Below are 24,494 nucleotides of genomic sequence, written 5' to 3'. Positions count from 1 at the left end.
TGCAAGCGCTTACACTCTTCTTCGGCCGGGACTCGGCCGGCAGGCGTCCATTCGGGGGTGGCGGCTGGCAGTGCATCACCGAAGAGTGTTCGAAAGGGCAGGACCGCGCCATGCATCCTTGCGCCACCCGTCCTGCGGGGATGTTCCGCTGGCTTGCCCTGAACCGCCCGCGCCCTCATCATGGACATAGGCAAAAAATCGTGCGCCCGCGCATGGAAGCCTTCCGCCTGGCCCGCAACGCCGCGGTGCATGTGGCGGAACCGCGAGAATTCACCCGCCGGACATAACCCGGCCGGTACCTACCAAGCCGGCCGCGCCAACAGCAGGACGCTGGTGGCGGCCAGGGCAGCGCAGCCCCGGTCCGCAGGATGTGCCGGCCTGTTGTTCACGCCGCAGAATCACCGTAACTGAACCCGCCAAGCCCGCTGCCCTGAACGCAGATGCTGCAGGCTGCAGGTTCAGCAAGCGGCAGTTTCTGCGGGCGCACCACATTCTTAGGTCACCGGCGACCACGTTCCTGGTAATTCCCAACACATTGCTGTCCGACCCCCGAAAGGACACGGAACAAAGCATGACCAAAACCCTGAATACCAGCGCTGGCAGCCGGCCAAACAGCTGGACCGGCGCCGCCGCCATCCTTTTTGACCTTGACGGCGTGCTCACGCCCACTGCCGTGGTCCACGAGCGCGCCTGGCAGGAGCTGTTCGACGGCTACCTCGAAACCGTTCCGGAAAAGGACGGGTACCGGGAGAGTGACTACTTTGACCACATCGACGGCAAACCGAGGTTCGACGGCGTCCGGGACTTCCTGACGTCCCGTGGCATCACGCTGCCCGAGGGCCCGGCCGACGACGATCCGGACAACATCACGGTCCAGGGCCTGGGCAACCGGAAGAACCGGATCTTCAACGACATTGTCAGTTCCGGGGTGGAGCCCTTCGCGGGATCGGTGCGTTTCCTGGAAGCCGCGCTGGACCGCGGACTGAAGGTCGCCGTCGTCTCCTCCTCACGGAACGCCCCCTCGGTGCTGCGTGCGGCGGGGCTGGCGGAGCGGTTCCCGGTGGTCGTGGACGGCGTCGTGGCCGCTGAGGAAGGGCTGCCCGGCAAGCCGGACCCCGCGACCTACGAGTATGCCGCCCGGCTCCTGGACCTGCCGAGCGAGCAGTGCGTCGTCGTCGAGGACGCCGTGTCCGGTGTGCAGGCGGGCAGCGCCGGCAGTTTCCACTCAGTCATCGGCGTCGACCGTGGGGCCGGGCGGCAGACGCTGCTCGATGCCGGCGCCACCCTGGTGGTCAACGACCTCGAGGAACTTCTCTAGGCCCGCAGCTCCCGTACACCGACCGGGCCCCGCAGGCCCGACAGAACTTCCAGCACCATTTTCGACCGTCTAAGGAACGCCACTCATGGCACTCATCAACGCTGACCGCGTCCGCTTCCCCAGTGATCCCTGGAGGCTCGTGGAGACGAGCCACGCACCCGGCGACGCCGGGACGCTCGAGACGCTCTTCGCCCTCGGCAACGGACACCTCGGTGTCCGGGGTGCCCACTGGGCATCGGCCGATGCTGAACTGCCCGGCAGCTTTATCAACGGGTTCCACGAGATCTGGGACATCAAGCACGCAGAGAATGCCTACGGTTTCGCGCGCACGGGCCAGCGCATCCTCTACATTCCGGACGCCAACAACTTCACGGTCATCATCGACGGTGAAATGCTCAGCCTCACCGAATCGGCAGTGCTGGACTACCGGCGGTCCGTCGATTTCGCCACCGGCATCTACGAGTGCAGCATCGTCTGGCAGTGCCGTTCCGGCGCCGCGGTGACCACCGTGGAACGCCGGGCTGTGGGCTTCGAAACGCGCGGCAGCCTGGGCATCTCCCTGGAGGTTTCTGCCGACCGGGCGGTCTCCGCCGACGTCACCTCGTCGGTCATCAACCGGCAGGACCAGCCAGTGGAGGACCACTCCACCCACGACCCGCGCCGGTCGGGCCGGCACGCGGGCCGGGTCCTGCTGCCTCTCAAGATGGAGGGCGGCGACGGTTCGCTGCGCCTGTCGTGGGAGGCTGCTGAATCGAAGCAGCGGGTGGGAATGGCCGTCGAACACTGGACGTCCGCCGGCCACCAGCCGTTCGACACCCTCGTTGACCAGGACGGCAGCAGCGTCCGCTACGTGCTGGCGGTCGCCGCCGACGAGCCGTTCCGGCTCGAAAAGAGTGTCAGCTACGCCGTGTCCCGGGGCGCCCGGACGGGTGTGCCCGGCGCTGCGGACGCGGAAGCCGGGGAGGACCCGGCCGTCACGGCGGAAGCCGGGCTGAAGCCGGTGGGCGATATCTTCGCCGAAAGCGAGGCACACTACCGCAGCTACTGGGCCAGCTCCGACATCCAGGTGGGCGGGCAGCCGGAACTGCAGCAGGCCATCCGCTGGAACCTCTTCCAGCTGGCGCAGGCCACCGCAAGGGCGGGTGTCGCAGGCATCCCGGCCAAGGGTGTCACCGGTTCGGGCTACGACGGGCACTACTTTTGGGACCAGGAGGTTTACCTCCTGCCGTACATGACGTATTCAAACCCCGACGGCGCGCGCCAGGTCCTGGAGTTCCGGCACGAGATGCTCCCGGACGCCAAGATCCGCGCCAAGGAGCTGAGCGTTGACGGGGCGCTTTTCCCCTGGCGCACCATCAACGGCCTGGAGGCGAGCGCCTACTACGCCGCCGGCACGGCGCAGTTCCACATCGCCGCGGCCATTGCCTTTGCCACCAACAGGTACCTCTGGGCCAGCGGTGATTCGGAGTTCCGGGCCGGGATGGGGGCCGACCTGCTCATCGAGACCGCCCGCATGTGGGTTTCCCTGGGCTTCTTCGGCAAGGACGGCCTGTTCCACATCCACGGCGTGACGGGCCCGGACGAGTACACCGCGGTGGTGAACGACAACCTCTACACGAACGTCATGGCCCGGTTCAATCTCCGGGCAGCCGCCGCACTGAACCACGCGGCGGTCGACGACGCCGAACGGGAATTGTGGGAAGCGGCTGCGGAGCGGATCCAGCTGCCCTTCGACGAGCACTTCCAGGTGTACTCGCAGGACAACGACTTCATGACCCTGGAACCATGGGACTGGACAACGCCGCGCTCCAAGTACCCGCTGCTGCTGAACTTCCACCCGCTGGTGATCTACCGCCACCAGGTGCTGAAGCAGGCGGACACGGTGCTGGCCATGTTCCTGCAGTGGCAGGAGTTCACCGCGGAGGAGAAGCGCCGCGCCTTCGATTTCTACGATCCGATCACCACGGGGGACTCCACGCTGTCGGCGTGTGTGCAGGGGATCATGGCCGCCGAGGTGGGGTACCGCAAGGCTGCCCTGGAGCACTTCACCAATGCCGTGTTCATCGACCTGGACAACTCCCACGGCAACACGATCGACGGCGTCCACATCGCCTCCACCGGCGGGGTGTGGAGCTCGCTGGTGTGCGGCTTCGCGGGGCTCCGCGACCAGGGCCCCGTGCCGTTCTTCGATCCCCGGCTGCCCGAGGAATGGGACACCCTGCGCTTCCACCTGCAGCTCCAGGGCCGCCGGCTCCTGGTGGAACTCGATCAGGACGCCATTACGCTGACAGTCCTCGACGGCGATGCGCTGGACATCGACGTGCGCGGGGTCCGGCACTCCGTGGCTTCCCACCCGGTGCGGGTTGCGCTGGAACCGGTGCACGTCCCCGAGCCCTCGGTGTTCCCCAGCGGGCCGCCGACGGCGAGCATCCCCGTGGTGCGCGCCCGCGAGTGACCCGGGACCTGGTGGTGCCCGGTTGGTGGTGCCCGGTCAGGGGACGGGCGTCAGCGGGCACACCGTAGCGGGCGCGCGGTCAGGTGGTGGCCTCGGCTCCGGCGGGCAGCGCGTCCCGGCGGTCGAGCGGATGGGCGATTTCGTCCACGGACATCCGGGCCACCAGCAGGGCCGCCACCGCCATGACCGGACAGACCCCGCCCGCCACCAGGAAGATGAGCCAGATCGGGAGCACGGCGGCGGCGGGACCGGCCAGCGCCATGGAGACCGGCATCAGCGCCAGCGACACGAAGAAGTCCAGGCTGGAAACCCGCCCCAGCAGATGCGGGGGCACGCGCCGCTGCAGCAGCGTTCCCCAGATGACCATGCCCACACTGCCCGTGGCACCGAAAATGAAAAGTGCCAGGGCCAGCAGCCAGAAGCTGTCCATGAGCCCCACCGCTGCCAGCGGCAGGGTGCCCGCTCCCCAGCACGCCATCATGACGGTGAGGTAGCGGCGCGGGAGCCGGACGGACGCCGTAACCAGCGAGGCCACGGCGCTGCCGACCCCCATGACGGCCAGCAGGAACCCGAACATGCGGCTGTCCCCGCCCAGCTGGTCCCGGATCACGAAAGGCAGGAGCACTTCGATGGGCCCGATCAGGAACAGCACCGAAATGCACGCCCACAGCAGCGTCCACAGGAGCCACGGCGTCCGGACCGTATAGCTGACGCCCTCACGGAGGTCGGAGAAGAAAGAAGTCTTGGCTGGTGCTGCCGTGGCGGATCCGGGGGCCGCAAGGGCGTGCTGGCCGAGGAAGTTCAGGATGATGAAGGCCAGCAGGTGGCACCCCGCCACGCCCGTCACCGCATGCGACGGCGACAACGCCGCCACAACGATGCCGGCCACGGCAGGACCCGCCGCCTGCTGCAGCGTGGGACGCAGGGTTCCTTCCATGCCGTTGGCGGCCAGCAGGTCCTCCGGCGGCAGGATCCGCGGCAGAATCGCCGAGTACGCCGGGAAGAAGAACGCCGCCCCGACCCCAAGGACGAAGGCACCGGCCACCAAATGCCAGAGCTGAAGCCAGCCGGTCATCGCCAGCCCGCTGACAGTTGCGATCACGGCAAGGTTGGTTCCCTCGACGGCGATGATCAGCAGGCGCTGCGGAACGCGGTCCGCTGCGATGCCACCGGCCAGGACGAATGCCACGAGGCCCACGCTGCCTGCCGCCGCGACGAGGGACAGTTCGAGCGGGCCGCCGCCGATGTGGATGACCTGGTACACCATGGCCACGGCCCACATGCCTGAGCCGAAGATGGATACGGCGAGGGCGCCGATCAGGACGCGGTATTCGCGGTGGGAAAAGGGTCGGAGGGCGCGGGGGAGGGGCACACGGCAATCTTAGGCCGAGCCTCTGGCGCGTGGAACGCGTCCGGCGGGATAGGCTCTAGCCATGGGGAACACACCGGCCCGGCCGGGGCGGCGCAATGTGGCGCTGATCGGCGCAAACTTTGGCCTTGCCCTGCACCCGGTGGACCGGAACGGCGTCCATATCCCCGGTGAGCCCGCCAGTTGTTTCGCCTCTTTCTGGGTGGCTGACTGGTCCCGGTGGGGCACCGGAACGGTCCTCATGGTGGCCACGCTCCAGGGTTGGCGCAGCTACGGCTCCAACGAATTCTTCGCCTCTTCCCTGGCCACCGAACTGACGCGCTTCTTTCCGGAGGCCACGCGCTTTCCGCTCGGCGCGGTCAGCCATACCCAGGACGAGTTCGACGTCGAACTGGACCTTGAACGCGGATTCCGGGCGACGGGGCGGCGGGCCGCCCTCGAGATCTCCGGGGTGCTGGACCGGCGGCAGTTTTCTGCGCCGGACTTCCAGCTGGGACCCGCCAGCGCCTCCATGAGCAACGTCTACCACCCCTGCAGCGGAGGCAAACTCTCCGAGTTCGGCGTCGAATGGCCCGGCGCGCCTACTGTCTACCCCGGACCCCGAGGGCCGTCCTCATCGGCGTACATGGCCGTGGGCGAGTCGTGGGCGCTGTGAGTGCCGGCTGATGTGAGGGCTGGCCCGGCACCACTATGATCAGCATGCTTGGTATCTTGAGGTGTGGCCTAGTGTTAAGGCTAGACGGCGGTCTCCGGCCGCCGGTTGTTCCGAGGTAGAGGTGATGATGGCCAAGCGACGCAATCCCGCGATGAGAATCGCGCAGGAAACAGCCCACAACGCCGTGTTCGACGCACACGGCAATCCCAAACCCGGCGTTCACAACCTGCTGCTGCGGGCCGTGGAGATCCAGCGCCCGCTGGTGGTGGCGAACATCCGCCGGCTCCAGCGCCGCAACCCGCGGGCATCTGCAGCCCAGCTCGCGGACATCCTGGAGCGCGACTATCTTCGGGCAGTGACAGGCGGGGGAGCGCTGGTCGGGGCCACCGCCGTCGTTCCCGGGGTCGGCACTGTGGCGTCACTGGGCCTCTCCGCCGCCGCCACCGTCGGTTTCCTCGAGGCAACGGCCCTGTACGCCACCTCGCTGGCCGAACTGCACGGGATCCGGATGACGGATCCGGAGAAAGCCAGCACCCTGGTGATGGCCGTGATGCTCGGCGAGGAGGGCACCGCGTTGCTGGGCTCGCTCAGCGGCCAGGCCATGGGCCGCGGCAAGGGTGCCAGCCAGGCCTGGGGAAATGCGCTGGCGGGCAGGATGCCGTCGTCCGGGTTCGGTTTCATCCGGGAGCGCATCCAGAAGGCCTTCCTGCGGAACCTGCTCAGGCGGCAGGGAACCGCCCTGTTCGGACGTGCGCTGCCTTTCGGCATTGGAGCGGTGGTGGGCGGTGCCGGTAACCTCATGATGGGCAGGGCCGTCGTCGCCAACGCGAAAGAAGCCTTCGGGCCGATGCCGGACACGTTACCGGGCGAGCTCACGAGTCAACGGGACACAACGGAAGGTAGTGCGGGTGGATCTGAACGCTGACCTCGGGGAGTCCTTCGGCTCCTGGACCATGGGTGATGACGCGGCCATGTTCGAGCTCATCACGAGTGCCAACGTGGCCTGCGGCTTCCATGCCGGAGACCCCGTGACGATGCTGGATAGCTGCCGCGCCGCCTATGAACTGGACGTCACGGTCGGCGCCCACGTTGGCTACCGGGACCTCGCCGGCTTTGGGCGGCGCTCCCTGGACATGTCCTTCGACGAATTGTTCGGCGACGTCCTGTACCAGCTCGGGGCGCTCGACGGGGTAGCGCACGCGGTGGGTGCCACCGTGGACTACGTCAAGCCGCACGGTGCCCTCTACAACCGGGCATTCCACGATGCCGAGCAGGCTTCCGCGCTGGTGGCAGCCATCCACGCGTACGATCCCGGGCTGCCGATCCTGGGTCTTCCGGGTTCCGAGCTGCTGAAGCAGGCGCAGGATGCCGGGCATCCCGTATTCCGCGAGGCGTTCGTGGACCGCGCCTACCTGCCGGACGGCACCCTGGTGCCGCGCTCGCAGGAGGGCGCCGTGCTGCACGACGTCGTGCCGATCGTTGAGCGGGCGGTGCGCCTGGCGCTCAAGGGTGAGGTGGTGGCGGTGGACGGGACCGTGGTCCGGGTGGACCCGGATTCCCTGTGCATCCACGGCGACACCCCCGGCGCGGTGGAAATGGCTGCGGCCGTCCGCGCCGGCCTGGAGGAAGCCGGCGTGGAACTGACGCCGTTCGCCTAACCCCGTCAGCCCGGGGACGCGGCCCGGGGACGCGGCCCGTCAGCCGAACGTCAGGTGGGCCACCGTGAAGATGGCGAGTCCGGCGAGGGATCCCACCACCGTGCCGTTGATCCGGATGAACTGCAGGTCCTTGCCCACCTGGAGCTCGATCTTCTGCGACGTTTCCTCGGCATCCCAGCGGGCCACCGTATCCGTGATCACCCCGGCTATGTCGGACCGGTAGGTGCGGACCAGATAGCCGGCGGCGTCGCCGATCCAGGCATTGACCTTGCCGGCCAGTTCCTCGTCGGTGACCAGCCGGGTGCCGAAATCGCGGACGGCCGCCTTGAACTTCACCGTCAGTTCGCTGTCCGGATCGTCGACGGCGGTGAGCAGCGCGCCCTTGATGGTGGCCCAGGTCCGGGAAGCAAGTTCACGGACCTCCGGATCGCCAAGCACCTGCGCCTTGATGCCCTCCGCGCGGGCGATCATGGCGGGATCGTGCTGCAGATCCTGGGCCAGGTCGGTCAGGTACTTGTCGATGGACAGCCGGACCTGGTGCTGCTGGTCATCCTGGACCGCCCGGGTGAATTTCAGCAGCTCGATGTAGACCTTGTCCCCCACCAGGCCGTCCACGAAGCTGGGCACCCACTGCGGGGAGCGCTCCGTGACGAGCCGGCTTACCGTCTGGTGGTTGGCCGCCATCCAGTCCGCTGCCCGGTCCACGAGGAGGTCCACCAGCTTGTGGTGGTGCCCGTCGGCGAAGATCCGCTCGGCCATGCGTCCCACGGGCGGGCCCCACGGGGGAGCCAGCAGGTGCCTGCGGACCATGCCCTCGATAACTGCCTGGACGTCGTCGTCGTTCAGAACTTTGAACGTACCGCGGATGACGGCGGCGCCCTCTTTGGCCACACGCTCGGCGCCGCCCGGGCCTGACAGCCAGCTACCCACTTTGCCGGAGATGTTGATGCTGGCCAGCTTGTCCTGGACCACCTGTTCGGAGAGGAAGTTGGTCTCCACGAACTCGCCCAGGGACGCGCCGATCTGGTCCTTGCGGCGCGGAATGATGGCGGTGTGCGGGATCTTCAGCCCCATGGGGTAGCGGAACAGGGCCGTCACTGCGAACCAGTCGGCCAGTGCGCCCACCATGCCGCCTTCCGCAGCGGCCCGGACGTACTCCAGCCAGGGGTACTGCTTCTGCAGCGCGAAGGCCACGACGAACACCACAGCCATGGCTATGAGCAGGCAGAGTGCCACCACTTTCATCTTCCGGAGTGCGGCCGCCTTTTCGGCGTCGCCCGCCGTGAGCTGGCGTACGACGGCGGGACGCGCCGGAGTGCGGCCGCCGTGTTCGTCTTTCCGCTCGGGGCTTTCCGGGGAAAGCTCCTCCGTCGAATCTTGCTGGGTGGTTGGCTCAGAGTTCACCTGCATGTGCCAAGCCTAGCCCCGCTTTGGCGGCCGCGGTCCGCTAACGTGTGACCATGACAGCCGACGAGTCAGCCTTAACCCGTCCCCTGGTCTACGCCCACCGGGGTGCCAGTGCGGATTTCGCCGAGCACACCCGCGCCGCCTATCTCCGGGCGCTCGCCGACGGCGCGGACGGCGTGGAGTGCGATGTGCACCTCACCCGCGATCAGCACGTTGTCCTGCTGCACGACTCCAATCTGGACCGGACCTCGGACGGCACCGGTCCCGTGGCCGAACGCACCGTCGACCAGTTGCGGCAGATGGATTTTTCATCCTGGAAGGGCGTCCGGATCCCCGAGGCCTACGGGCCCAGGTCCGAACAGTTCCTGACCCTGCCGGACCTGCTGGACCTGCTGGGGGCTGCCGGGCGGGAGATCGGGCTGGCCATCGAGCTGAAGCATCCCAGCCCCTACCAGCTGCGGCTGGAGGACCGGGTGCTGGAAGTGCTGCTGGCCGAGGGCTGGGACGCCGCCACATCCAGGTTGGGCAACATCCGGGTGACCTTCATGAGCTTCAGCCCGGACTCGGTGAGGCACCTTCGCAAGTCGGTGCCCGGGGAGTTCATCTGCCAGCTCGTGGACGACGTGAATGTCACCGGGATCCGTGAGGAGCTGGGCCTGGGGCCTTTCACGGGCAGTGCTGTGGCCAACGTGATGAAGGCCGCGCAGCTGGAGGGTGAACGGATTCTCAACGAGGGCGCAGTGGAAATGGCCGGGCCCGGCATTGATTATGTCCGCCGGCATCCCGGCACTGTGCGGCGCTGGCTGGACTCCGGGCGCCGGTTCCGGGTCTGGACGGTGGACGAGGACCACGACGTGGAGCTGTGCCGGGGGCTGGGCATCCATGAGATCACCACCAACCGGCCGGGGCAGGTCCTGGCCCAGCTCCGGCAACCAGCCCTGGCGTCAACCTCGACCACAACCCAGTCGCAGCCGCCGCTGTGATTGAGTGGTGGCATGCCCATCACCTGGCCCCCGAAACTCCTGCGTTCCCCTGCGGTCCGTGTTGGCTTGTCCATCAGCGTCGCCACCGGCCTGTACGGGGTGTCCTTCGGGGCCCTCTCCGTGACCTCGGGCCTGGACTTCTGGCAGACCATGGCACTGAGCCTGCTGCTGTTCAGCGGCGGCTCCCAGTTTGCGTTCATCGGCGTGGTGGCGGGCGGCGGATCAGGGGTGGCCGCGATGGGCGCGGCAACTCTCCTGGGCATGCGCAACGGCATCTACGGCATGCAGCTGAACGCACTGCTGCAGCCGCGGGGGTGGCGCAGGTTTGCCGCCGCACACGTCACCATTGACGAGTCCACCGCCACCAGTACCGGTCAGTCCGACCCGGACGAGCAGAGGCGCGGATTCTGGGCCGCCGGCATCGGGATCTTTGTCCTCTGGAACGTCTTCACCGCGGTTGGCGCGCTGGCCGGGGGTGCGCTGGGAGACCCGAAACAGTGGGGGCTCGACGGCGCAGCCGTCGCGGCGTTCCTCGGTCTGCTGTGGCCGCGGCTCAAGGGCCGGGAGCCGGTGGCAATCGCCGTCGTCAGCGCCCTGGCCACGGTGCTGGCCGTGCCGTTCGTCCCGGCGGGTGTCCCCATTCTGATTGCCGCCGTGGTGGCCGCCGTCATCGGCTGGCTCAGCCATGGCCGCCAGGACGAAGGGCTTGAACCGGACATCGATCCCTATACGGAGCGGCACCCCGGCCATCACCCGGGCGCCGGACAGTACAAGGGCAACGGGACCAACCCCGGAGGAGCCAAATGAGTCTGTGGGTGTGGCTGCTGCTTTCCTGCCTCTTCGCCTACGCGTGGAAGCTGGTGGGCTACCTGCTTCCGGACAGCCTGCTGCAGAACCCCAGGATGTCCCGGATGGCCGGAACCATGACCATCGGGTTGCTGGCATCCCTGACGATCGTCAACACCCTGGCCAGCGGGCAGGCGCTGGTACTCGATGCCCGGCTGGGCGCGTTGGCGGCCGCCGCTGCAGCCCTGTTCCTCCGGGCACCCTTCCTGGTGGTTGTGCTGGCAGGTGCGGGAGCTGCGGCCCTGCTCCGGCTGGCCGGCTGGAACTGAGCCGGCTGGCACATCAGCCAGGCAGACGCGGCATTTGGAGTGACGTGAATCACATCCGTTGTATGCTCGAAGTAGCTAAGAGGAGCATCAAAAAATGAAGGCCGTCAGCAGACTGTCGCGTACCCGCGCCACCGACGCGCAGTTCGAAGTGAAAGCCCCGGTGGATATCGTCCTCGAGCACCTGCGCCAGGTTGGCCCCGCACTGGCCTCCCTGCGGAACGAATCCTCGCGCTTGGCTGGCTGGGGAGAGGAACTGGCCCGCCGCCTGCTGTCCGGAAACCGCCTGCTCACGGCGGGAAGTGCCGGTTCGGCGGCCGAAGTGCAGCAGTTCACCGCGGAACTGCTGGGGCGCCACGCCGGTGAGCGCCGGCCATTCTCCGTCATTGCCCTTCGGCCAGGGGTGGCAGCCAGTGCTGCGCCGGTCAATGCCATCGAAATCGCGCAGGGCCACGCCGAAGAGGCTGCCGTCGGGGTGAGGGCGCACATCCGTTCCGGCGATGTCCTCCTGGTAGTCTCCGCCAGCGGGCACCGGCATGCCCTGCTGGAGGCCGCGACCGCGGCGCGGGCAGCCGGAGCCACCGTCTGGGCGGTGACGGGGGCGGCGCCCAACCCGCTGGCCCAGGCTGCGGATGAATCGATCTGCATCAACGCTCCCAAACCGCAGGTGCGGGAAGCGCAACTGATCGCACTCCAAGCCATGAGCGAATGCCTGGCTGCGGCCCTGCACGCCATGGCCACCCGGCCGGAACCGCCCAGGTGAACCGGAAGCCCAGGTGAGTCCGAGGCCCAGGTGAACCGGAAGCCCAGGTGAACCCGGCGCCCGAGGGGGCCCTGAGGTGCGGGGTTGGGCTTGGCCGGGCCGGACTCAGGCGGCGCCGTAGGCGTCAGGGGAAGCTGGCTCGGACCGTCTGGCGAGCTCTTCGGTGGCGAGATCGTACCAGTCCTGGGCGCCGAACACTGGCGTCGGGGTATCGAGGTTCCGGTAGAGTGCGTCCACGATGATGGCGAGCTCGTCGGTGGAGGCTGCCATCAGGGTAGCTTCAGGGTCCGGCGCGTGTTTCATGAACTGGGCAAGCTGTGAGCGGTTCATGGTGCCACGGCCGGTATCAGATGAACACATGAAAAGAATGACATGATGTGCTCCGTATTTGGAATGCCCGAGGCTGGCTGCCTAACCCACCGGTGTGCCTAGCTTACTGTGCAAGCACTGTGTGCGGAATATGCCGGCCCGGGTTTCCGCGGCCGCCACACCAGTTGCTACTCAAACTGTGATGACGGGAGCGGCACCTGGGCAGGCAGCGGCCTGGTGGGCCGTTCCGCGCGGACGGCGTCCTCGACAAGGGCAGCCGGGCGGCGCCAGGCGTCCGAACCCGGCTCCATGGTGTCGACCACTCCGATCAGCATTGCCAGGAGCCGCACCATGTCCGTGAGTGAGATGTCCACCCGCAGGGTGCCCTGGTCCTGGCCGCGGTCAAGGAGTACGCCAACGGACTCGATCAGGCTCCCGGTGATTCCGGTCAGCAAGTCCCGCCGGCCGGCTACGGCACCGAGCAGGTTGGCGTTGTCGCTGGCTGCGCTCATCACGGCGTCAATGACCCGGAACAGGCCGTCGGCGGCATCGGTGCCGGCAAGGGCGACGTCGATAACAGGGTCCACGTGGAGGCGGAGCTGGCGGTTCAGGGCAGCCAGGACGAGCTGCTCCTTGTCCGAGAAATTACGGAACAGTGTTGCCGGCCCCACTCCCGCGGTAGCGGCAATGGTCTGCAACGGAACATCCGGGCCATACTGCCGGAAACACTCGCGGGCGGCATTAATGATCTTGTCCACGTTGCGTGCAGCGTCAGCACGAAGTGGCTTGCGCTCTACTGCGAGGTTCATGGAACCAAGGTTAGCAACGCTGTGTCAGCCTGACTCCGTTACCGGTTGGTAGCGCCGAATATGACGCAGCACACGTTTCCGGGCGGCAGATTCCTCCGTGTCAGACTGGACCCATGTTGCTTGCCTTTTCTGTCGCCCCTTCCGGAATTCCCGCTGATACTGCCTACGCTGCGGCGGGGAACGGCGATGCCTCGGTGCACGACGCCGTGGCTGCCGCCGTCAAGATCGTCAGGGAATCCGGGCTGCCCAATCAGACGGACTCCATGTTCACCACCATCGAGGGCGAGTGGGACGAGGTGTTCGACGTCGTAAAGCGTGCCACCGAGGCGGTGGGGAAATTCGGCAGCAGGGTGTCCCTGGTGATCAAGGCCGACATCCGGCCTGGCTTCTCCGGCGAACTCACGGCCAAAGTGGAGCGCCTGGAAGGTGCCTTGAACGGTTCCCAAGCCTGAGGCTATTGACTGCCGCAGCCTAGCCGGGCCGGGCGCTTGCTGTAAGACTGTGCGCATGTTTGAGCACAAGCCGCGGCCCGAGTGGACGGCCGTAGAAGAGTACTTGTCCGACGTCGTCGTCCACCCCGATGATTCCGTCCAGCGCGCCGTCCGGTCCGCCGAAGAGGCCGGGATGCCGCCGATCGAGGTGACCCCGAACGCCGGAAAGCTTTTGAAGCTGCTGGTGCGGGCGTCCGGCGCCCGCAGGGTGCTGGAGATCGGCACGCTGGCTGGCTTCAGCACCATCTGGATGGCCCAGGGAATGCCCGACGACGGGCGGCTGGTGACGTGCGAATACCTCCAGAAGCATGCCGATGTTGCCCGGGCAAACGTGGACGCGGCGGGCGTCGGCCACAAGGTGGAGATCCGGACGGGTGCGGCGCTGGACACGCTGGCCGCCCTCGAAGCCGAAGGTGCGGCTCCGTTCGACTTCGTCTTCATCGACGCAGACAAGGAAAACAACCCGCAGTACCTGGAATGGGCAGTGCGGCTGGGCAGGGCCGGAACCAGCATCGTGATGGACAACGTCGTATGGGAGGGTGTGGCGCTGGACCCCTCGATCGATGAGGTCAACGCCCCGGGAATCATCGGCGCGCTGAAGATGATGGGGGAGGACAGCCGGCTGGACGCCACCGTCATCCAGACCGTGGGGTCCAAAGGCTGGGACGGCTTCGCGCTGGCCGTTGTGCGTTAACCCCGCGTCGTCGTTAACCGCCCCACAGCGAAGCACCGCCCGCGTACTGGCTGTACGCGGGCGGTGCTCTTTTTGCTGGGTGCTCTTCCTTCCAGGAGCCGGTGAGCTACTGGATCGAACTCATCGAGTTCCAGCCGGTGCCGGCTGTGGACTTGCTGACGAGGGTGCTGCCGTTGCCGCGGTAAAGAAGGAGGGTTCCCCTCGAATCACGGGCAGTGATGTCCGCCCTGCCGTCACCGCTCAGGTCACCGGGGGTCGCCAGGGAGCTCAGGCTGCCCCAGCCGGCGCCGATCTGGACCCGGGCGAGGAACCCGCCGGCGCCGTCGCCACGGTAGAGCCACAGGCTGCCGGCAGCGTCCCGGGAGACGATATCGGGTTTGGCGTCGCCGTTGAAGTCGGTGCCCAGGATGGTGTTCTGGGTGTTCCAGCTGCTGCCGATCTGGATCCGTCCGGAGAGGCCGCCGTTGCCGACGCCGAGGTAGGCGTAGAGCCTGCCGGCACTGTCGCGGGCCACAAGGTCGGCCTTGCGGTCGCCGTTGTAGTCGCCTCCGGCGGTGATGGCGGTGAAGGAGTTCCAGCCGGAACCGATCTGGCTGCGGCTGGAGAAGCCGCCGAGTCCATTGCCCTTGTAGAGGTACAGCAGGCCGGTGGAGGACCTGGCGATGACGTCGGCCTTGCGGTCGTTGTTGAAGTCGCCGCTGCTGATGATCGAGTTCATCGAGTTCCAGCCGGTTCCGACCTTGGTCCGGGTCTGGAAGCCGCCGGTGCCGTTGCCGCGGTAGAGCCACAGGGTTCCGGTGGAGTCGCGGGAAACGATGTCGGCCCGGCCGTCACCGTTGAAGTCCTGCACCTTGCGGTACGGAGCGGTGACAGTGGTGCCGATCTGCACGGTGCGGCTCGCCAGCGGGCTGACGTTGCCGGCGGCGTCCGTGGCACGGACGAGGAAGTTGTACGTGCCGCTGACCTGTGCGTCCCACGTCTTCGGTGAGGCGCAGGTGGGATCCCAGACCACGTTCGTGGGCTGGAGCTGGCATTCGAACCGCGCACCCGTATCACTGCTCGTGAAGCTCAGGGTCGGGGAGTTGTCCAGGCTGGGCGAGGACGGGAACGGTGACACGATCGAAACCGGCGGCGCGACCGTGTCCACGGTGAACCTGAGGGTCCCGGAGGTCAGTCCGCCGGCAACAGCCTGCACAGAGTGGGGGCCGTTCGCCAGCGTGGGCAGTTTCAGGGAGTAGGTAGAACCGGTAACGGTGGCGGCCCGGGGAGCGCCGCCGTCGACAACGAGCTGAACCGGGCCCGCGGTTCCCGCGGGCAGCGTGCCCGTGATGGTAGGCGCGTTGACCCTCGTGATGTTGTCGGAGCTGGAGCGGCCGCTGTCGCTGGCAGCAGGCAGGTCAGGCGTATTGGGACCCCCAACGGAGTCCGTCGCGAGCAGGCCCTGGACCGTGAAGGTGTTCACCGTGAGGGTGTTCACGCCCGGCCCGCCGGCGTTCGGTCCGACGACGTTCACGAAGTTGTTGCCCGAGGGGGCGCCGGTGACAGTCCGTGCGGTGTTGATGTCGCCCAGGGTGCCGGCCGCAGCGCCCTCCTGGCGGAGGAAGGTCGCGGTGGTCCCCCTGCCGAAGTCCCCGAGGAAGGCGGCTCCGACGCCGGCCCAGTTGCACGCGGCGTCGGGGGTGGGGGCGCAGGCGCCCTGGTCCAGGGTCTCGTTGATGACACCGAGTCCGTCTCGGTCGGCGGCGGCCGTGAAGGTATGGACGCCATAAGGGTGGGTGATGGTGTACGACTGCCCGGCCACGAGGCCGTCCAGGCGGAACCGGAGCCGGGCGAAGCCCATCTGGTCGCCGTCGATCACGGCCTCGTTGGCATGCGCTGCTTCGAGGGCCGCTTCGTAGAGGCCAAGGTTGCCGCCGGACGCTTCAGCGGCGAACCAGAAGGCTTCGTCGGGGAAGTTGTCCGGGTAGGACGCCGGCTGGTCCGGGTTCGGCGGCTCGACGAGGCAACCCTGCCCCGCCTGGTAGCAGAGCTGCAGCCGGACCGTGCCGTCCGAAAACCAGGTGGGGAACCCGTTTGCGGGGTCGACCGGGCCCATCCCGGCCGTTTCGGCGTTAGCCGGGACAGCGCCGAGGGGCGACAACGCGGCGGCGAGCAGGGCGCCGGCGACAGCCGGGGCAATCCGGCCGGCCGTAATGGAGGCCTTGCGGTGCGCTGGCCGGGAGCGCTTGGCTCCGTCGGGCATCATGGGCCTCATCGCGGAATGCGAGGACATGGTAACTCCTTATGGACACTCGATTTGTGGCCCCCAGTACCTTCAAGGCCAAGCCGGGAGATGCGTTCCCAACTGCGTCAACACTGGACGCAGCACCTTGGATAAAGGTCGTATAAAACCGGTGAATTCGGGGGTCTGCGCTGCCCCATGTTCGCGTATGCCAAGGGATGCGGTCCGGAAATCGTGTGGACTCCGGCCGGTGAAACGGAATTAGACCATCGATTTGAGGGGGCCCAATTGGGGGCGCCCTCCGCCGACCCCCACCCCTTCCCAGCCCGGTCCGGCTTTTTCCAAGTACGCCGCGACATCCTCGAACTATCCCAACCGGTCTCGAACCATCCGAATCGAAAGGAGGCCCGGTTATGACCGTGTCCAGACGAAATGTCCTGTTACTGGGTGGCCTCGGTGTTGTTGGAGCCGGCGTTGTTTCGCTCCCGCACGGCGAAGTGGAGGCCAAATCCGCCAGCAGGCTCAGCAGCGCAGAGATGCCCAAACCGTTCCAGTCGGCGTTCGTGATGCCGCCGGTGCTGGCCCCGGACAAGGTGGAGGTGGACCCCGCCGACGGCAAGCCAGTTAACCACTACACCGTGACCGAGAAGGCAGCCATGGCATCCATCCTGCCGCGGCTTCAGACACCTATTTTGGGCTACAACGGGATTTTCCCCGGCCCCACGATCAGCCTGGACCAGGGCACCAAGGCGGTGGTCCGGGTCCGGAACCGGCTTCCCGCAACACACCCGAACGATGGCCACGTGCTATCCACGTCCACACACCTGCACGGTTCCGCCTCGCTGCCGCAGTTCGACGGGTATGCCAGTGACGTCACCCAGACCGGGTTTTTCAAGGACTACCACTACCCGAACTTCCAGCCCGCCCGCACGCTGTGGTACCACGACCACGGGGTGCACTTCACGGCACAAAACGCCTACTCCGGCCTGGCAGCCCAGTACCACCTGCACGATCCGCTGGAACGCCAGCTGCTTCCGCAAGGCGGGTTCGACGTGCCTCGCATTATTTCCGACGCGATGTTCGCCGCGAACGGCGCCCTGGGCTACGACGACAATACCCACTCCGGACTCTGGGGGGATGTCATCCTGGTCAATGGCAAGCCGTGGCCGGTGATGAAGGTGCAGAAGCGCATCTACCGCTTCCGGGTCCTGAACTGCAGCATTTCCCGCTCCGTCAGGCTGACGCTGAGCACCGGGGATCCGCTGATCATCGTTGGTACCGACGGCGGCCTGGTCCCCACACCGCAAAAGGTGGCCAACTACCGCCATGCCGGGGCAGAACGGTACGAGGTGCTCATCGATTTCCGGAAGTACAAAGCCGGCCAGCGGATCGAGCTGCGCAACCTGTCCAACCCCAACAACGTTGACTACGACTTCACCAGCAAGGTGATGGCCTTCGACGTTACGGATGAACCGGTCAACACCGGCGACCCGACCTGGAACACGGTGCCCGCGCAGCTGGCGCCCACCAATGAGGTCATGACCATGACCGAGAAGCAGGCCACGAAGGTCCGCAAGTTCCGGGTCAAGCGGAATGACGTCACCAACATCTGGACCATCGACGACGACAGCTGGCAGGACGTCATTGCCAGCGGCTACAAGAAGGTCGCCGCGGAGGTGGACCTGGACGCCGTCGAGGTGTGGGAGATCGAGAACCGGTCCGGCGGCTGGTTCCACCCCGTGCACATCCACCTCGTGGATTTCAAGGTCCTGAGCCGCAACGGCCGGGCACCTTTTCTTCATGAGCTCGGTCCCAAGGACGTTGTCTACGTGGGTGAGGGGGAGACGGTCCGGCTGCTCATGAAGTTCGGTCCGCACCGCGGCCGCTACATGGTGCACTGCCACAACCTGCCCCACGAGGACCACGACATGATGGTTCAGTTCCGGGTGGGGCTGAAGGAAGATGACAACGATCCCAACGACCCCATGACGGCGGCGCTGCCCCAGTGGGACGGCTAGCGGCGCACCGGGCCGATCCAAAGTCCAGGACCGGCCCGGACAGCAGAACCATTACCGAAAACCCTGCCGGATCCGCCCGGCAGGGTTTTCGGGGAGGACAATCACGACGGCGGTGCTGCTGGCCGCCGGTCTGCTCGCCGCCCGCCTGTGGCTGGTGGAGCCGGTGACGGTCAGCTCGGAAAGCATGGAACCGGCACTGCCCAGGGGCAGCACGGTGCTGATGTTCAAGCCGGGGCCAGCGTTGGGGTCCCTCAGGACCGGAGACCTGGTGGTGTTCACGAGCCCGGAGGACGGCAACCCTGCCGTGAAGCGGGCCATTGCCTTCGGGGGCCAGACCGTCGCCATCGAGGATTCGGTGCTGGTGGTGGACGGGATCGCACAGGCCGAGCCGGGCATCGACCACAGCCGCATCGACGGCACCTACTTTGGTCCGGTCACGGTGCCGGCCGGGCACGTCTTCGTCCTGGGGGACAACCGGGCGGGCTCCATCGATTCACGCACCTATGGGAGCGTTCCGCTGGAATCGTTGCAGGCAACGGTGCTGTGGCCCTCCGGCCGCTAATGCACATGCCCGCGCCAAAAAGACCCCGGCCAAAAAGATAAGTATGCTGGGAATCATCCTTGCCGGCTGCCCGGCCGGCCAGGCATGAAACGCATCGGTGACCGCAGCGGAGGAAGACAATGAAAGCATCCGACACTCTGGCCAGCAATCTGCAGAAGGTCCTCACCGACCTGATCGAGCTGCACGTTCAGGGCAAGCAGGCGCACTGGAACCTGGTGGGCACCAACTTCCGCGACCTGCACCTGCAGCTGGACGAGATCGTGGACAGCGCCCGGCTGCTCGCCGACCAGACCGCTGAGCGCATTCGCTCGCTCCATGCCCTTCCGGACGGCCGGAGCGCCACCGTCTCGTCCGGCACCAGGCTGGAACAGTATCCTGCCGGCCTGACCGTCACCAAGGACACCGCCAAGCTCATCACCAAGAGGCTGGAACAAACGGTCAAGACCATCCGCGACGTCCACGATGAGGTTGATGAAGAAGATCCCACAAGCGCGGACCTCCTGCACGAGGCCATCACCCGGCTGGAGCAGCTGGCCTGGATGGTGAACGCGGAAGTGATGCCGGCCTCGGCGTCCGTGACCGCCCCGGAAGGGAAATAGCAGCGCCATGATCCCGCCATCCCGCTCGTCAGCGGACACCGCATGAACGCTCCACACCGCCAGTGGCAGCCCATCCGCCTCAGCCCGCCGTCGTAAGGCGAGTCCGCCCTGGAAGAACCTCCGCTGGACGTCGAGCAGCTACAGGACAGGGTCGCGTCGGCCGTGGGGGACGTCCCTGCCCTGCTGGCCATCGCCCAGCAGGCCGGCCGTTCCGCGCCGAAGCCCGGTGACGGGCGGACAGCCCGGCTCTGGGAGCTGCTGGCATCCGTGGCCGCGGTGGACGTGGCTGCTGCGCGGGTTATGGAACCGCACCTGGATGCCGGCGCCATCCTGTCCCAGGCGGGAACACCGGAATCCTTTACCGGATCGTGGGGCGTGTACGCAGCCGAGGCCCCCGGCACGCGGCTGGCCGCCGAGGCAGGACCCGGCGAGGCAGAACCCACCGGGAAAGCCGCTGGCGTGCAGCTGAACGGCTCCAAGCCCTGGTGCTCTCTGGCCCAGTTCGTGGACCACGCCGTGGTGACTGCACACACGGAGACCGGTGGCCGGGCCGCCTTCGCCGTCGATCTCAGGGCCGCTGGCGTCACGTGCGACGTCCCGGAATGGACCAGCCGCGGACTGCGCGAGATCCCCAGCGGAACTGTCCATTTTGACCGGGTTCCGGCCGTCCCGCTCGGCGGCGACGGCTGGTACTTCCAGCGCCCCGGCTTTGCCTGGGGCGGCATGGGCGTGGCAGCGTGCTGGCTGGGCGGCGCCGTCGCGCTGGGCCGGCACTTCGAAGCCGCCCTCCTGCGGGGTGCCAGGTCCCAGCGCGAGCCGGACCAGGTGGCACTCGCCGCCCTCGGCGAAGTGGACCGGATCCTGACCTCTGCCCTCCAGTACCTCACCCGTGCCGCCGACGCCGTGGACGCTGCCGGGACGGAACGGGAACCCGCCATGGACGGGGCCCACGGCCAGCCCAGCACCGGCGGCGGGGCCGGGCTGGACAGCAGTGCCGTTGGCGGGTGGAGCGAGGCGCTCCGTGTCCGGGGAACTGTTGCCGCCGCCGTCGAACGCGTCCAGCTCCTGGTGAGCCAGAACCTGGGGCCCGGCCCCCTGGCCTTTGACGAACGGTACGGCAAGGGCATGGCGGACTTGTCCCTCTACGTGCGGCAGCACCACGCCACGCGTGACGACGCCCAGCTGGGCGTGCTCACGCTCAAAGGGGAGCACGCGTGGTGACGTTCTCGCACGCGGATGCGGGCACCGATGAGGCGGCCTGGGCGGCCAGCGGCCTGGACACGATCGGCGAACTCCCGCTGGATGCGGCGGAGCTGGCCGGGATGGAGTTCGTCGTTTTGGTTGCCCACCCGGACGACGAATCCCTTGGTGCCGGAGGGCTGCTTGCCCGCCTCACGTCCGCCGGTGCGCACGTTGAGGTGCTGCTGTGTTCGGCGGGGGAGGCGTCCCATCCGGATTCGCCTACCACGACGCCGGAGCAGCTTGCCGCCGTCCGCCGGGAGGAGTTCGCGGCGGCCATGGCTGCGTTCGGACTGGCGGACCACTGGCAGTTCCTGGACCTCCCGGACAGCGGGCTGGCCCAGCACCGCGCCGTCATCGCCGAACGCCTGACGGAGGCTATTGGGCAGCGCACCGTGGCCATTGTTGCCCCGTACCGCGGAGACGGACACACCGACCACGACACCCTGGGATCCGTGGCTGCGGAGACCGCCGAGGCCGGCGGCCACGGGCTTCTGGAATACCCCCTTTGGTACTGGCTGTGGGCCACGCCCGGTGACACCGCGTGGCGGAACTGGGTGCGGCTGCCCCTGAGCCCCGCCGAACAGCGGACCAAACGCGAGGCCCTGCACACCCATGCCTCCCAGCTGCGGCCGCTCTCTGACCAGCCGGGCGACGAGGCGCTCCTGTCAGAGCAGTTTCTTGCGCACTTCGCCCGGCCCTTTGAGGTTTTCGCGTGGCGGCCGCCGGTCACCGGACGGCGGAGCGCCCGGGACGCCGAGGCCGTCTTTGATGCCCTGCACCGCAGCGCCGAGGATCCATGGAAGTACCAGGACAGCTGGTACGAGCAGCGCAAACGCAGTCTGACGCTCGCCGCGCTCCCTGAACAGAAGTACGACGCCGGCCTGGAAGTTGGCTGCTCGATCGGCACCCTGAGCGCGGAGCTGGCAGGGCGCTGCGGGAAGTTCCTGGCCGTGGACGCCAGCGGCACTGCCGTGGCACGCGCCGCCGAAAGGCTCGCCCGGTTCCCGGGCGCCGAAGCGCGGCAGCTGACCCTGCCGGAACAGTGGCCGGCCGCCAACTTTGACCTGATCGTGGTCTCCGAGATGGGCTACTACCTTGCGGCCGCGGAACTGGAGGAGCTGATCACCCGGATCGCCGCGTCCCTGACCCCGGGCGGAACACTGCTGCTCTGCCATTGGAGGCATCCGGTGTCCGGCTGGGAGCTCGACGGCGACGCGGTCCACACGATGGCACGGAGCCAGCTGCGGTGGCCACCGGCCGGCACATACCGGGAGCGTGACTTCGTGCTGGAAACCTTCATCGCGCCGGGACCAGATCGCGCCGGAACCAGCGCGTGACGCCGCACAGATCCAGGCCAGCCATCAGCCGGGTTGAGGTGGTGATGCCGGTGCATGACGAGGAGGGCCACCTTGGAGCTGCCCTTTCCGCGCTCCGCAGCGCGTCTGAAGCCCTGGCCCGCCGGCGACCCTCAGTGGGCGTGGGAATCACCGTTGTCCTCGATCATTGCACCGACCGTTCGGCAGAGATCGCGGACCGCTTCGCCGGGTCCCGGCCAGCGGTAAGAGTGCTGCGCCGCCGGTTCCGCAACGCCGGTGCCAGCAGGGCGGCGGGAGTCGCGGCAGCCATCCGGGACCTCGACAGCGGCACTCTTGACACCACTTGGCTGGCAAATACGGACGCCGATTCCAGAGTTCCAGAGAGCTGGCTTGTTCGCCAATTGCACTTCGCGGACGCCGGCTGGGACGTGTTGCTGGGTTCCGTGGAGCCGGACTCCGCGGGGATGGATCCGGAGCTGCTACGGAGCTGGCGCCTCAGACATCCGTTGGAGGAACGGCACGGCAATGTGTACGGCGCCAATCTCGGCGTGCGCGCCTCGGCGTACCTCCAGGCTGGCGGATTTCCGCCGCTGCCGTCCTCGGAAGACCGTGCCCTGGTGGAACTGTTACGGCGGAGGGGCTTCGCCGTCACCGCCACGGACAGCACGCGTGTACTGACTTCCGGGCGGACCACTGCCCGGGCACCACACGGTTTTGGTTCATACCTCCGTGCCTTGGGCGTGGAGACGGCCGCGGCCCTCCGGAGCAGCTGAAGCCGTAAACGCCCCCGGGCAGCTGCCGGCAGGCAGCTGCCCGGGGTGGAGTCGGGTGGTTCAGCGGCTGTTGCCGTTGCCTTCACGGGCGGTGGCTCCGCCATGGCCGTTCCGGCGGTCGGTGTCCCGGTTGTCGCGGTCGCTGCCGTCCTGGTCTTTGCCCTCGTGGCCGTTGGCCTTTTCGCTGTATTTCTCGCGCAGCTCGCGTCCCAGCCGGATGTCTTCCTCTTCCTTCTCCTGCAGCTTGTCGCTCTTCTTGGTGTCGCGGGGCGGAAGCTGGAGCGTGTCCTCGGCCTCAATGCCAGCCTGCAGCTGCCGGCCACGTTCCATCTCGGCGTCGAACTCCGCACCAAAAAGCAGGGACATGTTCAGGATCCAGAGCCACAGCAGCATGACGATCACGCCGCCGATGGCGCCGTACGTCTTGTTGTAGTTGCTGAAGTTGCCCACGTAGAACCCAAAACCCACAGAGGCCAGCACAAAAATGAGCAGGGCGATGAGGGAACCCAGGCTCATCCAGCGGATCTTTGGTTGGCGGACGTTGGGGGTGGCGTAGTAGAGGATGGCGATGACGACGATCACCAGTGCGACAATGACCGGCCACTTCGCGATGTTCCAGACGGTCAGGAAGGCGCCGCCCAGGCCCATGACGTTGCCGACGGCCTCTGCCACCGGGCCGCTGATGACCAGCATGGCGGCGAGCAGCGCAACGATGATCAGCGAGACCAGGGTCACCGCGAGCATGGTGCCGCGAAGCTTTACGAAGCCCCGGCCTTCATCAATTTCGTATATCCGGTTCATGGCCCGGCCGAACGCGGTCACATACCCTGATGCGGACCAGAGGGCCGTCAGGAGGCCGATAACCAGGGTAAAGCCGGCTGCCGGTGAGGTGGTCAGTTCCTGGATGGGCTCGCGGATCATCTCCACAGCCTGCCCGGGCGCGATGCCCTGGACGATTTCCAGGAGTGCCGCCGTCGTTTTCTCCGCTTGGCCAAAGATGCCGAGCAGGGAAACTAGGGCGAGAAGTGCGGGGAACATCGAAAAGATGGCGTAGTAGGTGAGCCCGGCGGCGAGGTCGGGGCATTGGTCCGCGGTGAATTCACGCAGGGTTTTGCGGGCAATGTACTTCCACGATGGCTTGTCCACGTCCGTGGGACTGTCCGGCTTTCGCGGGTCATCCGGTGCGGGGGCGCTGCCGGCCTTTGCGGTACTGGTTTCCGGGGCTTCTTTCGTCGCCATGAGGCATCCTTTCGTTCGCGGGCGGGACGTGTTCCGGCGTCGCGGATCGTTCCCTGCCCGCTATCAGGGGTTCGGGCTCGCGGGTGGTTTGTGAGGTCGCATCAGGGGTCGGGTCCCTTACGATCCGGGCGACCGGGGCGGATTGCGGCGGTCCAGGGTGAGCGGGTCACTCCCCAGCGGATCGTCGGCCGGCTGCTTCTCACCCAGCGGATCGTCCGCTGTCCGGGTGTCCGACTGCGGGCTTTCGGCCAGTTGGCCGGAAGCCAGGGGGTTGGGGTCCTGCGCGTTGGGCGGGGGAGCGCCGGCGCCCTGCGGCCGTTGGTTATCCGTCATGGTTGATCCCTTTCCGGCATGTCGGGTTGGCGAGTGCCACCGGTAATCGCTCGCCATAAAATAGTAAGCATGGTTACTATTAGATCGTAAGTACCCTGATCGCCGCTAGTTCAAACGGCCGCCCCTCCGGCAGCGTCACGCCGGCTGTCAGCGGCCGGGTTCTGCCCG

24 protein-coding genes are annotated in these 24,494 nt (G+C 67.3%); 17 read left to right on the top strand and 7 right to left on the bottom strand.

The genetic code is table 11. From position 1 onward, the window contains the following. The first annotated feature begins 571 nt into the window (after positions 1 to 571). On the top strand, positions 572 to 1,318 hold the full coding sequence (locus tag ARGLB_RS04225; protein WP_003799264.1) for an HAD family hydrolase: 747 nt from the start codon (positions 572 to 574) through the stop codon (positions 1,316 to 1,318). Positions 1,319 to 1,403: 85 nt separating this feature from the next. After that, on the top strand, positions 1,404 to 3,773 hold the full coding sequence (locus ARGLB_RS04220; RefSeq protein WP_003799262.1) for a glycoside hydrolase family 65 protein: 2,370 nt from the start codon (positions 1,404 to 1,406) through the stop codon (positions 3,771 to 3,773). Between the two features lie 79 nt (positions 3,774 to 3,852). Here ARGLB_RS04220 and ARGLB_RS04215 read toward each other — a convergent pair whose 3' ends face one another. Continuing rightward, complete coding sequence (locus tag ARGLB_RS04215; protein WP_003799260.1) at positions 3,853 to 5,145, bottom strand: MFS transporter; 1,293 nt, start codon at positions 5,143 to 5,145, stop codon at positions 3,853 to 3,855. A 61-nt stretch (positions 5,146 to 5,206) separates the two neighbouring features. Here ARGLB_RS04215 and ARGLB_RS04210 point away from each other — a divergent pair, with 61 nt between their 5' ends. From ARGLB_RS04210 to ARGLB_RS04200, 3 genes are all read left to right on the top strand, one after another. Continuing rightward, on the top strand, positions 5,207 to 5,797 hold the full coding sequence (locus tag ARGLB_RS04210) for a hypothetical protein (RefSeq protein ID WP_003799259.1): 591 nt from the start codon (positions 5,207 to 5,209) through the stop codon (positions 5,795 to 5,797). A gap of 127 nt (positions 5,798 to 5,924) precedes the next feature. Continuing rightward, a complete protein-coding gene (locus ARGLB_RS04205; protein ID WP_003799257.1) occupies positions 5,925 to 6,722 on the top strand; it encodes a hypothetical protein in 798 nt (265 codons plus the stop codon). Continuing rightward, a complete protein-coding gene (locus ARGLB_RS04200; protein ID WP_043417936.1) occupies positions 6,706 to 7,455 on the top strand; it encodes a LamB/YcsF family protein in 750 nt (249 codons plus the stop codon). Before ARGLB_RS04205 ends, ARGLB_RS04200 begins: the two co-directional genes overlap by 17 nt. 39 nt (positions 7,456 to 7,494) lie before the next feature. Here the strand turns inward: ARGLB_RS04200 and ARGLB_RS04195 are convergent, their stop codons facing one another. Further along, positions 7,495 to 8,865, bottom strand: coding sequence for a DUF445 domain-containing protein (locus ARGLB_RS04195; protein WP_003799253.1), 1,371 nt, complete (start codon positions 8,863 to 8,865; stop codon positions 7,495 to 7,497). 50 nt (positions 8,866 to 8,915) lie between these two features. Between ARGLB_RS04195 and ARGLB_RS04190 the strand changes: the two genes are divergently transcribed. The 4 genes from ARGLB_RS04190 (at position 8,916) to ARGLB_RS04175 (ending at position 11,720) form a co-directional block, all read left to right on the top strand. Further along, on the top strand, positions 8,916 to 9,845 hold the full coding sequence (locus tag ARGLB_RS04190; protein WP_003799249.1) for a glycerophosphodiester phosphodiesterase: 930 nt from the start codon (positions 8,916 to 8,918) through the stop codon (positions 9,843 to 9,845). Between the two features lie 12 nt (positions 9,846 to 9,857). After that, positions 9,858 to 10,652 (top strand): AzlC family ABC transporter permease, encoded by a 795-nt coding sequence (locus tag ARGLB_RS04185; protein WP_003799248.1) that lies wholly within the window; start codon positions 9,858 to 9,860, stop codon positions 10,650 to 10,652. Further along, on the top strand, positions 10,649 to 10,960 hold the full coding sequence (locus ARGLB_RS04180) for an AzlD domain-containing protein (protein ID WP_003799246.1): 312 nt from the start codon (positions 10,649 to 10,651) through the stop codon (positions 10,958 to 10,960). Before ARGLB_RS04185 ends, ARGLB_RS04180 begins: the two co-directional genes overlap by 4 nt. Positions 10,961 to 11,054: 94 nt before the next feature. Continuing rightward, the gene (locus tag ARGLB_RS04175) at positions 11,055 to 11,720 is read left to right on the top strand and encodes an SIS domain-containing protein (protein WP_003799244.1); all 666 of its coding nucleotides are present in this window, start codon (positions 11,055 to 11,057) and stop codon (positions 11,718 to 11,720) included. Positions 11,721 to 11,825: 105 nt separating this feature from the next. Here ARGLB_RS04175 and ARGLB_RS04170 read toward each other — a convergent pair whose 3' ends face one another. After that, complete coding sequence (locus ARGLB_RS04170; RefSeq protein ID WP_245531467.1) at positions 11,826 to 11,990, bottom strand: hypothetical protein; 165 nt, start codon at positions 11,988 to 11,990, stop codon at positions 11,826 to 11,828. Between the two features lie 227 nt (positions 11,991 to 12,217). Next, on the bottom strand, positions 12,218 to 12,838 hold the full coding sequence (locus tag ARGLB_RS04165) for a TetR/AcrR family transcriptional regulator (RefSeq protein WP_003799241.1): 621 nt from the start codon (positions 12,836 to 12,838) through the stop codon (positions 12,218 to 12,220). 113 nt (positions 12,839 to 12,951) lie between these two features. Between ARGLB_RS04165 and ARGLB_RS04160 the strand changes: the two genes are divergently transcribed. Together ARGLB_RS04160 and ARGLB_RS04155 are read left to right on the top strand one after the other, a co-directional pair. Then, positions 12,952 to 13,290: a thiamine-binding protein gene (locus tag ARGLB_RS04160; RefSeq protein ID WP_003799239.1), complete on the top strand. Its 339-nt coding sequence runs from the start codon at positions 12,952 to 12,954 to the stop codon at positions 13,288 to 13,290. Between the two features lie 55 nt (positions 13,291 to 13,345). Further along, the gene (locus ARGLB_RS04155; protein ID WP_043417873.1) at positions 13,346 to 14,023 is read left to right on the top strand and encodes an O-methyltransferase; all 678 of its coding nucleotides are present in this window, start codon (positions 13,346 to 13,348) and stop codon (positions 14,021 to 14,023) included. A gap of 106 nt (positions 14,024 to 14,129) precedes the next feature. Here the strand turns inward: ARGLB_RS04155 and ARGLB_RS22335 are convergent, their stop codons facing one another. Next, on the bottom strand, positions 14,130 to 16,295 hold the full coding sequence (locus ARGLB_RS22335; protein WP_003799235.1) for a VCBS repeat-containing protein: 2,166 nt from the start codon (positions 16,293 to 16,295) through the stop codon (positions 14,130 to 14,132). A gap of 362 nt (positions 16,296 to 16,657) precedes the next feature. Between ARGLB_RS22335 and ARGLB_RS04145 the strand changes: the two genes are divergently transcribed. The 6 genes from ARGLB_RS04145 to ARGLB_RS04120 all read left to right on the top strand — a co-directional run bounded on the left by ARGLB_RS04145 (position 16,658) and on the right by ARGLB_RS04120 (position 22,754). Beyond that, complete coding sequence (locus tag ARGLB_RS04145) at positions 16,658 to 18,262, top strand: multicopper oxidase family protein (RefSeq protein ID WP_003799231.1); 1,605 nt, start codon at positions 16,658 to 16,660, stop codon at positions 18,260 to 18,262. Positions 18,263 to 18,374: 112 nt separating this feature from the next. Next, positions 18,375 to 18,824, top strand: a complete 450-nt coding sequence (gene lepB / locus ARGLB_RS04140; protein ID WP_003799229.1) for a signal peptidase I — start codon at positions 18,375 to 18,377, stop codon at positions 18,822 to 18,824. Positions 18,825 to 18,943: 119 nt separating this feature from the next. After that, the gene (locus tag ARGLB_RS04135; RefSeq protein ID WP_003799227.1) at positions 18,944 to 19,423 is read left to right on the top strand and encodes a Dps family protein; all 480 of its coding nucleotides are present in this window, start codon (positions 18,944 to 18,946) and stop codon (positions 19,421 to 19,423) included. Positions 19,424 to 19,585: 162 nt separating this feature from the next. Continuing rightward, positions 19,586 to 20,644: an acyl-CoA dehydrogenase family protein gene (locus ARGLB_RS04130; RefSeq protein WP_003799226.1), complete on the top strand. Its 1,059-nt coding sequence runs from the start codon at positions 19,586 to 19,588 to the stop codon at positions 20,642 to 20,644. Beyond that, on the top strand, positions 20,638 to 22,002 hold the full coding sequence (locus ARGLB_RS04125) for a bifunctional PIG-L family deacetylase/class I SAM-dependent methyltransferase (RefSeq protein ID WP_003799223.1): 1,365 nt from the start codon (positions 20,638 to 20,640) through the stop codon (positions 22,000 to 22,002). The genes ARGLB_RS04130 and ARGLB_RS04125 overlap by 7 nt, the downstream gene beginning before the upstream one ends. Then, on the top strand, positions 21,999 to 22,754 hold the full coding sequence (locus ARGLB_RS04120) for a glycosyltransferase family 2 protein (protein WP_245531466.1): 756 nt from the start codon (positions 21,999 to 22,001) through the stop codon (positions 22,752 to 22,754). Before ARGLB_RS04125 ends, ARGLB_RS04120 begins: the two co-directional genes overlap by 4 nt. Before the next feature lie 60 nt (positions 22,755 to 22,814). Here ARGLB_RS04120 and ARGLB_RS04115 read toward each other — a convergent pair whose 3' ends face one another. Together ARGLB_RS04115 and ARGLB_RS04110 are read right to left on the bottom strand one after the other, a co-directional pair. After that, positions 22,815 to 23,993 carry a YihY/virulence factor BrkB family protein gene (locus tag ARGLB_RS04115; protein ID WP_003799220.1) on the bottom strand — a complete coding sequence of 393 codons (1,179 nt, stop codon included), beginning with the start codon at positions 23,991 to 23,993 and terminating at the stop codon, positions 22,815 to 22,817. 117 nt (positions 23,994 to 24,110) lie between these two features. After that, positions 24,111 to 24,326, bottom strand: coding sequence for a hypothetical protein (locus tag ARGLB_RS04110; RefSeq protein WP_003799218.1), 216 nt, complete (start codon positions 24,324 to 24,326; stop codon positions 24,111 to 24,113). Positions 24,327 to 24,494 lie beyond the last annotated feature (168 nt).

The sequence above is a fragment of the Arthrobacter globiformis NBRC 12137 genome (assembly GCF_000238915.1).
GTDB lineage: Bacteria > Actinomycetota > Actinomycetes > Actinomycetales > Micrococcaceae > Arthrobacter > Arthrobacter globiformis.
This window is presented reverse-complemented; position numbering and strand designations above follow the sequence as displayed.